4 protein-coding genes and 1 other RNA gene are annotated in these 12,362 nt (G+C 68.5%); 4 read left to right on the forward strand and 1 reads right to left on the reverse strand.

Annotated features, from left to right (window positions below):
* Positions 1 to 118 precede the first annotated feature (118 nt).
* An RNA gene (rnpB, locus tag JHN63_RS42545) (RNase P RNA component class A) lies at positions 119 to 426 on the forward strand.
* 338 nt (positions 427 to 764) lie between these two features.
* Here the strand turns inward: rnpB and JHN63_RS42550 are convergent.
* Entirely contained in the window at positions 765 to 2,351 is a 1,587-nt protein-coding gene (locus JHN63_RS42550; RefSeq protein WP_200690493.1) for a CBS domain-containing protein, read from the reverse strand.
* A 232-nt stretch (positions 2,352 to 2,583) separates the two neighbouring features.
* Here JHN63_RS42550 and JHN63_RS42555 point away from each other — a divergent pair, with 232 nt between their 5' ends.
* The 3 genes from JHN63_RS42555 to JHN63_RS42565 all read left to right on the forward strand — a co-directional run.
* Positions 2,584 to 3,852 carry a serine/threonine-protein kinase gene (locus JHN63_RS42555; RefSeq protein WP_200690494.1) on the forward strand — a complete coding sequence of 423 codons (1,269 nt, stop codon included), beginning with the start codon at positions 2,584 to 2,586 and terminating at the stop codon, positions 3,850 to 3,852.
* Between the two features lie 151 nt (positions 3,853 to 4,003).
* The gene (locus tag JHN63_RS42560; protein ID WP_200690495.1) at positions 4,004 to 7,105 is read left to right on the forward strand and encodes a DEAD/DEAH box helicase; all 3,102 of its coding nucleotides are present in this window, start codon (positions 4,004 to 4,006) and stop codon (positions 7,103 to 7,105) included.
* Positions 7,106 to 7,163: 58 nt separating this feature from the next.
* The coding region (locus JHN63_RS42565; protein ID WP_200690496.1) for an Eco57I restriction-modification methylase domain-containing protein at positions 7,164 to 12,362 on the forward strand (5,199 nt) is incomplete at its 3' end.

Raw genomic sequence — 12,362 nt, forward strand, 5'->3', positions numbered from 1 at the left:
GCCGTGTCGACCATGCTACCGGGCGGGGGCGGGGGTGGATCGGAGCCGGTGGATCCGGGGGGACCGGCCGTCGGTCGGCGGGGCCGCGCCCGCCCGGTAGCATGGTCGACACGGCAGACGAGCCGGGCGGACGGCCGCGTGGAGTGCCCCTAGCGGGAACTCCCCGAGGAACGTCCGGGCTCCACAGGGCAGGGTGATGGCTAACGGCCACCCGGGGTGACCCGCGGGACAGTGCCACAGAAAACAGACCGCCCAGCACTTCGGTGCGGGGTAAGGGTGAAACGGTGGTGTAAGAGACCACCAGCGCCTGAGGTGACTCCCGGCTCGTCTGCCACTAGAGGCTCCTGGTCGGCAAAGTTGCTGGTCAGGGGCTATTTTTATAGATTGGGCGGCTTGGTCCTGCCCCGTTCCGTACCGGTTCGAACCAGGTCTCGTGGCTATGTGCCTAACCGTGAGAGTAGCCATGGGAAGCCGGGCGGGAGTTTGGCGGTGGCGCGGTCTGAAGAGCCGGAGATGTGATCAATTCCGATCTCTTTTGATGAGGTGATGGCAAATTGGCGAAAATCTTTTGACCCTGTCTCAATTGGGCAAAAAGAGAGGTCTTATCTGATGAAGGGTCAACGTATGTCGGCCACCTGAAGCTCACGCCGGACGGTATCCCCACAGACCGGTGGACGGATACGGACCTGCTCCGCGATCTGTACGTCGAACACCGCGTTCCGCTTCATGAAGGGGCGCTGCTCACCACCCTGCTCGACGACCTTTCACGTCTGCGGATCCACTGAACGCAGCAGTTCCAGCAGTCCCTGCGCGGGATGGAGCTGTTCGTCGGTGATGGGATCGGGACTGAAGTGCATCAGGCTGTTGCGGAAGTTCCGGCACTCCTCCAGCGCCCTCAAGAAGTACTCTTGGTCGATGGCCCACCCCAGCGCGGCCCAGTTCTCGGGCACCCTGAGCAGATGTCCGTACGCCCCGAAGGTCAGGTTGGCGGCGGAGTTCACCCGCGAGGCGCGCCCTCGCGGGACGACCGTCCTGATGCGGTCGAGCGGAATGCACCGGTCGACCACGCGGCGCATGCGCTGTTCGATCTCTTCCACGAGAACGAAGGGTCGTACGCGGGTGGCGAACTGCACCGTCAGGTCGGAGGCTGTGATGAGGCCGCACACCTTGTGGTCGTGGTCGCGGACGATGACGTACCCGGACTGCTGGATGGTGCCGATCCATGCGAGCAGGTCGTCGGAGCGGTCCGCTTCCTGTCCTCGTACGGTGGCCGCCTGAAGGTCGGCGGCGGGATCGGCCATCCGTGCCCGCCCGATCGACTCCCAGCTGACGACTCCACGCAGCCGTCCGTCCGCGTCGAGGACGGGGAGCTGGCTGTAGCCGCGCAGCACCATGATTGTCATGGCGGTGCCGAGGCTGTCACCGACGCGGACGGCCTCGGGCATGCGGTTCGCCGAGTCGAGGTTGTTCACCCGGTACGCGATGGTGTCGGGTTCGGCGTCCTCGTCCGGCAGGAGGCCGGCGGCGTGTGCGGCGTTCTGGACGGCGGCCGACAGGGTGGTGCTGCCGGAGAGCCTGGTCACCGTGCTCGCGCCTGACTCGTCCGGCTCGGCGCCTCCCGCCAGCACGGCGATCTGGCTGTCCAGAGTTCCCTCGGTGAACGGCGGGACGGTGACCAGGCCCCGTGCCGCCAGGTCGTTCTTGATCTGTTCGGTGGTGGCCGGATAGCGGCGCTGGGCACCCCAGACGGCGAGGAAGTCACGGATGGACAGGGTCAGCGGCTGGTCGGCGCTTCGGCCGCGGACCTCTTCGTACAACTTCGCCGGCTCGGTGAGGGTGGCGGCGAACTCGTCGGCGTCCGGGCGCCCCGGATCGGGCTTGCCTTCGGCGAGGGCGGCCACGCGTTCCGCCGCTCCGAACCGGCTGAGTTCGAAGACGGTGAGCAGGGAGCCCATGCTGTCGAGGAGGTCGGACTGGATGTTCTGCCGGTCGATGTCGGTGACGATCCACTCCACGCGGCGGACATGGCAGGTTCCCTCGGCCGCGGTCGGACGGTACTCGTAGCCGCTTGTCACTCGGCCGACCGCCACGAGCCAGGACTTCAGCGGGAGGACGACCAGATCACCTGGCCGGATCTCGTGGAGGAAGCGGTACAGCTGACCGGTCCAGTTGCCGACGGTGTACGGGCCCTCGTCGGGGTAGGCGGCGGCCACGGCGTTCCTGATGTCGTCCCGTGTGGCCAGGCCGGCGAGATCTCCCATCTCGTGCCAGCCGGCGACGAGCAGTCCGTCGTCGAGCGCCGTCCGCTCTCGTTGGCCGTTTTCCCCCGCCCGCACCACCCACGCCCGCATGCGGCGCCTCCCCGTGACCGTTTCCTGAGCACCGTGCGCACACGATGCGTGATCATGTGTGTGCGACCTTATAGCAATCGCGGTCAACTGCCGCCAAGAAAAGGCCACTTGACCTGTTTGGCGGAGTGCATTCGAACCGTCGGTCCACGTCCGGTGGCAGCCCGTAAACTGATCGAAGGCAGTGTGGCCGATGCGCATGCCGGGATGCGAGTACGGGGGTACGAGGGCACCGATGAAGCCGCTGGACACCAATGCCGACCCGCGTGTGGTGGGACCGTTCGAACTGTTGGCCCGCCTCGGCGAGGGAGGCATGGGCGTCGCTTATCTGGCGCGCAGGATCCCCTTGGACGGCCTCTCGGACGAGCTGGCCGCGGCCTACAACCTGGTGGAGCCCGACGGCGACGCGGCCGAAGTACCCCGGCTCGTCGTGGTCAAGCTGATCCAGCCGAAGCTGTTGGACGGCGAGCCGCAGTACCGCGAGCGGTTCGGCAGGGAGATCGACGCGGTCCGGGCCGTGGTCAGCGACCGGGTCCCGGCGCTGATTGCGTTCGAGGAGGATCCGGCCGCCGATCGGCCGTGGTTCGCGATGGACTACATCGCCGGCCCTTCCCTGCGCACCATGATCAAGGATTCCGGCACCTTCGGCATCGGCCCGTACGCGGCCCTCGGCCTGGCCCTGGTGGACGCCCTGCGCGCGATCCACGGCGCGAACCTGCTGCACCGTGACCTCAAGCCGGACAACGTCGTCCTGGGGCCGGACGGACCGGTGATACTGGACTTCGGGCTCGCGGTCCTGATCGAGCGGTCGTCCAGCCAGGCGCTCACGAAGTCCGGCACCGGAATGGGCACCGTGTCCTACATGCCGCTTGAGCAGTACAAGGACGCCAAGCACGCCAGCAGGCCCGCCGATGTGTACGCACTCGCCGCCACCCTGTTCTTCGCCCTGACCGGCAGATCACCGTACCCGCACGGGCCGTCGGCGTCGGAGCCCAAGTGGGACGGTGTCGACGTGCCTTTCCTCCCCCTGCTGGCCAAGACGCTGGTCAGCACGCCTTCGCAGCGTCCGGATCTCGATGCGGTGGAGGAGAGCCTGCTCACCCTGCTCGCCGACGCCGACCTGGCCCCCGACCTGGCGGCACAGCAGCTCAAGGAGCTCGTCGAGTCCGCGGCCCTGACTCCGGAGCTGCCTCCCGGAGCCCTCGTGGACCCGGTCGATCCGGAGGTCCAGGACCTGGCGCGCAAGGCGATCGACGCCGACCTGCCGGACATGGACCCCGGGTTCTACGGCGTTGTCGACACGGACGAGATCGAGCTCGCGGTGGACGAGATCGAGCCCGCACCAGAGCCTGCGGCCCCCCAGCCGACGCCGACGAGCTATCCCCTTCCACCTCCGCGCGCCCCGAAGGAGCCGAATCCTGGCGCCCCGCAGGCACCCCCGCGAGCCGCGCAGAAGGTCGCAGCCGACCTCCGCAAGCGCTACGCACACCGAGGGAACTTGTAACAAGCGGCCCCCCCGAGGGCGCTGGGCCGTATCGATATGCGGCTCCGCCGCGTGTGCGCGACCAGCCACGACGGACCCGCAGACGCCCACATTGCTCAAGCCTCACGGCGCTACGCTCAACAACGCCCCGCACATCCCGAAAGGACCCTCGATGCCCGCACCCGACGGCCCCCCGCCCCCCGGCACCGTCATCGAGGTACGGGACGAGGAATGGATGGTCCGCAACAGCAAGCAGCTCCGCTCCGGCGAATACCTGATCGAAGCCATCGGCGCCTCCGACCTGGTCCGCGGCCAGCGCGCCCGCTTCCTCGCCCCCACCATGGACGAGCCCCGCGTCCTGCGCCCCGAGGACACCAGGCTCGTGCCCGACAGTTCCCCGCACTTCCGCCGCGGCCGCCTCTTCGTGGAGGCGGTCCTGCGCAAGACTCCGCTGCCCCAGCGAGAACGGCGCCTGGCGCTGACCGACGGCTTCCTCCTCGACCGCATGGACTATCAACTGAGGCCCGCCGCGAAGGCGTTGGCGAACCCGCTCCGTCCCCGCCTCCTCATCGGTGACGTCGTCGGTCTCGGCAAGACCCTGGAGATCGGCGTCCTGCTCGGCGAGTTGATCCGGCGCGGCCGGGGCGAGCGCATCCTCGTCGTGACACCCGCGCCCGTCCTCGAACAGTTCCAGCACGAGATGTGGACGCGCTTCTCCTTGCCGTTGGTCCGGCTGGACAGCGCGGGCATCGCCCGTATCGAGCGGAAGATCCCGGCCGGCCGCAACCCGTTCACGTACTACAAGCGCGTGATCATCTCCATGGACACGCTCAAGAACCCCAAGCGCTACCGCCCGTGGCTGGAGCACCTCCACTGGGACGCCGTGGTCATCGACGAGTCCCACAACCTCATCAACCAGGGCAGCGACCGCCGCGCGCTCGCCGACCTGCTGGCCGAACGCACCGACGCGCTGATCCTGGCCAGCGCGACCCCGCACAACGGCAGCATGCCCGCCTTCACCGGCCTGATCCGGCTCCTCGACCCCATGGCGGTCAAGGACCCGAGCAACCCGAAGGCGTCAGAGCTGGAACACCTGATGCTGCGCCGGACCAAGGTCAGTGCCGAGGTGGCGGCCCAGCTCAAGGACCACTGGGCACCGCGCGGTGGTTCGCACCCCGTGTCCTGCCGGGCGGGCGACCTGGAGGAGCAGGTCTTCCAGGAGCTGGCCGCGCACTGGCTGGCGCAGCCCGAGCAGCAGTCCGACCAGCAGCCCGGCCGACAGCCCCTCCAGCAATCAGGGCCCGAGGATCACCTCTTCCCGTACGTCCTGCTCAAGTCCTTCCTCTCCTCCCACCGCGCGCTGTTCACCACGGTCCGACAGCGGCTCACGAAGACCGGACACGGGCTTCCCCCGCGGCACAAGATCACCGACGGGCCGCCGTCCGTGCAGGCGACCACTCCCGAGGCCACCTCCCTGCTGCGCCTCATGGAGCTGGCCCGCGCGATCGAGCGCGCCGCCGCCGGGGACGCCGGACTCACCGCCACGTCCAAACTGGCGGGTCTGGTCGAGGAATTGGGCCGGATCGGCGTCAGGGCGGGCAGCCCCGTCCGTGCCGTCGTCTTCTCCGAGCGCCGCGAGACCCTCGACTGGCTCGGCGCGGTCCTTCCTCCGCTGCTCGGTTGGAAGGACGAGGACGACGCCAAGGCGGCCGTCAAGGTCATGTACAGCGGCGCCGGCATTTCCGACAAGGTGCAGCAGGAGTACGTCGACGAGTTCGCCCGCGCGGGCAGCGACGTACGGCTGCTGCTGACGGGCGACGGCGCCTCCGAAGGCGTCAACCTGCACCGTCAGTGCCACCACCTCATCCACTGGGACCTGCCCTGGAGCCTGATCAGGGTCGAGCAGCGCAACGGCCGTATCGACCGGTACGGGCAGACCAGGCCGCCGGAGTTCCGTGCGCTGATCCTCCGGTCGGCCGTCGAGGGCGCGTTGGACGACACGGACATCGCCGAGAAGGTGCTCGCCCGTGAGGAGAAGGTGCACGCGATCCTCGGTGCCGTGGAGGCGGCGACGAAGGAGAACGACGGCGTGCTGGAGGAGAAGCGCGTGATGGAGGCGCTCTTCAAGGGGGAGGCACCCGAGCAGGCCGTGGACGACCTCCAGTCCGTGTCCCTGGACGCCCTGGCTGCCCCGGACGGCGGCGGGCTCGCCCTCGCCCAGCAGTTGAACGCGGAGTTCGGCGCGGACGGCGATCCGTACGACGACTCGGAATTCAGCGGCGGCTTCGACTTCGACGACGGCTTCGAGGCGGACCCGGGGTTCGAGTTCGACGAGGCTCCGGAACCCTCCGCGGCACCTGCCGCCGCCGGCACTCCGGTGGCCGACGCCGAGGCTCACGCTCCCCTCCATGTCGTCGAGGAACTACGCCTGTTCACGGACCGCCGCGACTACGTCCTCGCGGGCCTGGAGGAACTGGCCGATCTGGAGCCGTTCCGTCTGGACACCATCGTCAGCGGCACGGACCTCAGCTTCGACACCCCGGAGGATCTCGCCGACCGCCTCGATGTCCTGCCCACCGGCTACCTCCGGGACCAGGGCATCACCAGCCGCATGAAGCTCACCTTCAGCCGGGAGGACGCGGCCGACTCACTGCGCCGGGCCCGGGAGGACGCCGACTCCCCGTCGCTGTGGCCGGACGCGCACTACGTGGGCGAGCTGCACCCCGTGCTGGAGTGGATCACCGACAAGGTCCTGGTCCAACTCGGCCGTCAGCAGGCGCCCGTGATCCAGGTGGACCGTACCCGCGTGCCGGAGCCGGTCTTCCTCACCCAGGGCGTGTGGTCCAACAAGGACGGCCGCCCGACCGTCGTGGCCTGGCTGGCCGTCGACCGCCTCGGGAGGCCCGGCGAGGAGCCCCGCGTACGGGAGTTGACCCGCCCGCTGCTCGCCGACCTCGGCCTGCGCCCGGACATGCCGGACCACTTCGCGCAGGGCGACCTGACGGCACTCCAGCAGCACGTGCCTCAGGCGGTGCTCGCCACGCGCCGCAAGATGGGCGACCGCAGGACCGAGGTCGAGGAGCACGTCAACCGCCCGCTGCGCGCCTACGAGAAGAAGGTCGGCCACTGGCTGGAGCAGCCGCTGCCCGGCTTCACCGGGGGACGCACCGCCCGCGAGCGGGCCGCCGAGAACCTGGAGGAGGCGGCGACCAGGCTGCGCACGACCGGCGCCCCGATGGTGCGGGTCCTGGCCGTCCTGGAGCCCAGTTCATGAATGCCATCAGCCCTATCACCTCCCTTATGTCTGAAGCGATCCGGCAGGAGCGGCAAGCGTGAAGTTCGACGCGCTGATCAACGAGGGTGAGTACTTCCCGTCCTTCTACCTGGACGAGATCCTGCCCAAGCAGCTCAAGTCCGGCCGTCTGAAGGAGTGGGCGGCCGAGGAGCGCCAGGGCCGCCCCACGCCCCGGCAGGGGCTGCGCGACCTCACCGGGCCCTATCTCGACCTACGGCTCACCGTCGGCGGCGAGGCCGAGAAGTTCAACATCCTGCCCGACCCGGAGGCCGTCGCCGCCCAGCAGTCGGCCGCCGACGCGCTCAAGACCCACAGCGGCCCTGACGAACTGCCCGCGTTCCAGGCGCAGGCCGTACCGCGTGTCTACGGCGACACCCCGGAGGAGCTGTGGCGTGCGGGCCTGGACGCCTGGCACGTTCGCGTCCTGCGCGCCCTCGGTTTCACCCCGAACCCCGGCCATCTCACCGTGCACGGCACGGCCGGTCCCGTCGCCGTGCCCGTGGCCCATCACGAGCCGGGCGTCGCCGTCCTGACCGGCGGCTTCGCCGACGACATCGCCGGCACCCGTGCCGAGGGCTCGGCCGACCGACTGCCCGCGCCCGTCCGGGTCGCCTCCGGCAAGACCCTCACCACCGTCACGGACCTCGCGGCCTGGCTGCTCGCCGACCCGGCCGCGCCGCGTTACGCGCTGCTCCTGTTCGGCGGGGTGATGGTCCTCGCCGACCGCGAGAACTACGCGCGCGGACGCCATCTCGCGGTGAGCCTGGAGGTCGCCCTGCCCCGCAAGGGCGTCAAGGGCGCGAGCGCCGGCGAACTCGAAGTGATCGCCGCCCTGTTCGGCGCCCCCTCGCTCCGCCCTGCCGAGGACGGTGGCGACGACGACATCGCCCGCCTGGTGGCGGAGTCCCGCGACCATTCCGTCGGCGTGACCAACGACCTGCGCGAGGGCCTGAAGAAGTCCGTCCAGCTCATCGCCAACGAGGTCCTGGAACTCGCGCGCGACAAGGGCGTCCAGTCAGACGACCTGCCCGAGTGGCTCCCGGAGACGCTCGCCGAGCCGAACGCACTCCCACGCGTGCTCACCAAGGAGTCTCTGCGGTACCTCTACCGCATCCTGTTCCTCCTCTACGCCGAGGCCCGTCCCGAGCTGGACATCCTCCCCATGAAGAGCGAGGAGTACGTCGAGGGGTACAGCGTGGCCCGGCTGCGCGAGCTGGTGGTCCAGGAGAAGCTGTCCAGCGCTTCCCGGGACCGCCATCACTTCCACGACTCCCTGGCCCTGCTCTTCGAGAAGGTCTTCACCGGCCACCCTGTGGCGGACACGATCACCTCGCGCGAGGCGCTGCGGTCCGCCGGGACCGAGCAGGAGACGGAGACCGCAGAACTCTCCGAACTCGCCGTACTCGCTGAGGACGACGGCTACGAGGGTATACGCATCGAGGCCTTGAAGTCCCGGCTCTTCGACCCGAAGTCGATAAAGCTCGTCGACCAGGTGATCACCCACCCCGACGACCCCACCCGCCGTCTCGACCTGCGTCTGCGCAACAAGGTCCTGCACCAGGTGCTGCGCAACCTGACCGTCGTGGAAGGCAGTGGGCGCGGCGGACGCGGCGGCTTCATCTCGTACGCCAACCTGAGCATCAACCACCTCGGGGCGGTGTACGAGGGCCTGATGTCGTACACCGGTTTCGTCGCGGACGAGCCGTTGTACGAGGTCGCCAAGGGCGGTGATCCGAGCGGGGGTTCATGGCTGATCAAGGCGAGCCAGGTCAAGTCCGGCCGTTATCCGGACGGCCCGGACGACAGTGTCTTCGTCGCCACGGAGGTGAATCGCGAGACCAACAAGCCCGTACCGGTGCCGCGCAAGGTCGGTACGTACGTGTACCGGCTGGCCGGCCGCGACCGCCAGACCAGCGCCTCGTACTACACGCCGGAGTCCTTGACGCAGGCCACGGTCGAGCAGACCCTGCGGTTCCGGCTCGACGAGAAGGGCGAGGTCGACCCGAAGGAACCGGAGAGCGCGTGGGTCAACGCGGCGGACGTGCTGCGCTGGCGGGTGTGCGAACCGGCCCTCGGATCCGGCGCGTTCCTCAACGAGGCGGTCAACCAGCTGGCCGAGCTGTACCTGCGGCTCGCGCAGCGCGAGCGGGGCGTCGAGATCGACCCCGAGGACTATCAGCGCGAGTTGCAGAAGGTGAAGGCGTATATCGCGCTGCACAACGCGTACGGCGTCGACCTCAACGAGACGGCGGTCGAACTCGCCGAGATCTCCCTGTGGTTGAACACCATGTACCAGGGGATGAAGGCGCCTTGGTACGGCCTCCACCTCCACCGGGGCAACTCGCTGATCGGCGCGGCGCGGAAGGTCTACCCGGGGAACCTGCTCCACAAGGGCGACTGGCTCACGTCGAAGGAGCCGCGTCGGCCCCGACATGTTCCGCTCGGCGAGCGGCTGAAGGGCCGGGAGGTCCATCAGTTCCTGCTGCCCGCGATGGGCTGGGGGTCGATCGGCGAGAAGGTCGGCCTGCGGACGCTGAAGAAGGGGACGCCGGAGGAGACGGTGAAGGCCGTTGTCGACGGTGACGTCGTCGACTGGCTGGAGCCCGAGCTGGTCGAGGCGATGCGTAAGTGGCGGTCGGCCATGCGGCGGAACCCCAAGGGGAGTCCGCCGAAGAAGGAGACCGCGCCGAAGCAGAAGGCTGCGCCGACTCCGGATGAACTGGCCGAGAAGGACGCCGAGTTGGGGCAGGGGGCGTTCGATCTCGGGCTGGGGATCTGGGAGCAGGCGACGCTGGGGGAGACGGTCGCCGGTTCGAGTGCGGGTTCTGCTTCTGATTCCAGGTCGGGGTCGGCGCGGGCGGTGGCTTCGGTCGATGAGGACTGGGATCCCAAGGGGACGACGCAGACCGGGCGGCTGATCAGCCTCGCCCGGCGGGTCGAGTATCTCTGGGACCTCGTCGTGAAGCGGCTGACGCTGTCCGAGCAGGAGATCTCACGGAATGTGGATGTCTGGGGTGCGGGGTCGCTTCCGCGGGACGGGCAGGGGCAGGGCGCTCAGAGCGGGCGTGGGTCGATGGACCGGGACGCGGTCCTGGAAGCGCTGCACCGCAAGGGCACGCCGTACTGGCGGCTCAAGCAGGTCATGGATGCCTGGTGTGCGCTGTGGTTCTGGCCGTTGGAGGAGGTCGGGCTGCTCGACGGCTCGGACGAGTTCCAGTACCGGCCGAACGGGGAGGACCGCACCGCGCTGAGGAAGGACGACCCCAGGCGTACGGTGCCGCTGCGGTCCCTGGACGACTGGCTGGAGTTCGCGGAGGCCGTCGTCGGGCGGGTGGACGTGGATACGGGGGAGGGGGAACAGGGGTCGTTCCTGTCCTTCGAGGGCGTCCAGAGCCTGGAGGAGTTGGACGACAAAGAGCACGAACTCGACCAGAAGATGATCGAGACGTTGGCGTGGGCGAGGCCGGCGGAACTGGGGTCGACGTTCCCTTGGTACGGGGCGGTTGTGCGGATCGCTGGGGAACGGGGGTTCTTCCATTGGGAGTTGGCCTTCGCGCATGTGTTTGCGGAGGGCGGGTTCGACTTGATGGTGGGGAATCCGCCGTGGGTGAAGCAGGAGTGGAAGGAGAGCGGGGTCCTCGCCGAGTTCGAGCCGTGGTTCGAGCTGGCGGAGAAGCCGAGCAATGAGGCCTGGGATGAGCGCAAGGCCGAGGTGATGGGGTGGGCCGGGGTTCGGTCGGCGTTCATGGGTGAGTTGGCGGATCATGCGGCGCTGTCCGGGTTTTTGGCATCAGTGGACACGTATCCCGAGCTGGTGGGGACGCAGCCGGATCTGTATCGGGCGTTCATGTTGCTGGGGTGGCGGGCTGTGGGGGAGCGGGGGACAGCGGGGATCATTCATCCGTCCACGCATCTGACGGGCCCGAAGGAAGGCGTGCTGCGCCAGAAGGCTTACGAGCATCTGCGGCTCCACGCGGACTTCGTGAATGAGCTCTACCTTTTCGCGAAGCCGGTCGATCACAGCACGCACTTCAGCCTCAATGTGTACGGCAAGGAGCAGGACATCTGCTTCCAGCACATGAGTTGGCTCCTGCATCCCAGCGTGCTGGTCAGGTCCGTGCGTCATGACGGCGACGGTCCCGTGCCGGGCGTGAAGGACGGGGGCAAGTGGGACCTGCGCCCGCATCGAGATCGGATCGTCACGGTGGACGAGGCTCGCCTCACGAAGTGGCGTGACCTGGCTGGGGAGCTGAACCGGCCGCCGGTCGAGCAGACCAAGCTCCTGTTCCCTGTCACGGTCTCCGAGGACTCGGCCATCGCTGCCCTTGCGAAGTGGCCACATCGGCTTGCCGCCCTGAGCCCACGTATCAGCCCCGGCTTCCATGAGAAGAACGACCGTACAGCGGGCTACTTCACATGGGACTCCGGTCCGGCCGATACCTGGAACGACGTAATCCTTCAAGGGCCGTTTATTGGCCTTGCGACGCCCTTCGCCAAGCGGCCTGTGGAGGGTGCCCGAACGTCGCTCCAGACGGAGCCATGGGATCACTTGAACCTGACGATGGACGCGGTGCCGCGCACCAACTACCGTCCCGCAGGTGCTCGTTCACGGTTTGTCGATGCTCAGGACCGCTGGGTGGACCTGGACCACGACAGGCTCGCGCAACTCTGGGGCGATCCGGCAGCGGTCGCGGCTGCGGAGGCCGACGTCAGGGCGGCCGATCCCGAGCTGGAGGACGACGACACCGACAAGGCCGTCGATGCGCTGCTGCACGCGGCGAGCATGCGGCCCTACTCGGAGTTCTACCGGGTGGCGTGGCGCGAGATGATCGCCACAAATACCGAGCGGAGCCTGTTCGCTGCCCTGATTCCGCCTGGAGCCACCCATATCCATGCCGTGCGCAGTACCGCTATGCCGTCATCGCGAATGACCGTGCTCACAGCCGGGTTCTTCGCTTCGTTGCCGCTCGACTACTTCCTCCGAAGCTCAGGTCGAGGCCACCTCGACATTTCCGACGCCAAGATCATGCCTGCGCCCACCCCAGATCACCCCCTGGCCCCGGCCCTCCTCCTCCGCACCCTCCGCCTCAACTGCCAAACCAACGCCTACGCCCCCCTCTGGCAGGAGCTCCACGCCTCCGCTTGGCAACAGGACACCTGGGCCACCAAGTTGGAAGGCTGGCCCACCTCCACACCCCCGCTCACCGCGGGCGTAACCCCCACCTGGACCCGCGAC

The organism is Streptomyces sp. MBT65, from assembly GCF_016612545.1.
Classification (GTDB): Bacteria; Actinomycetota; Actinomycetes; order Streptomycetales; family Streptomycetaceae; genus Streptomyces.

Coding starts and splice junctions, on each gene's coding strand:
- JHN63_RS42555 (WP_200690494.1), top strand. CDS start 2,584: ATGAAGCCGCTGGACACCAATGCCGACCCGCGTGTGGTGGGACCGTTC.
- JHN63_RS42560 (WP_200690495.1), top strand. CDS start 4,004: ATGCCCGCACCCGACGGCCCCCCGCCCCCCGGCACCGTCATCGAGGTA.
- JHN63_RS42550 (WP_200690493.1), bottom strand. CDS start 2,351: ATGCGGGCGTGGGTGGTGCGGGCGGGGGAAAACGGCCAACGAGAGCGG.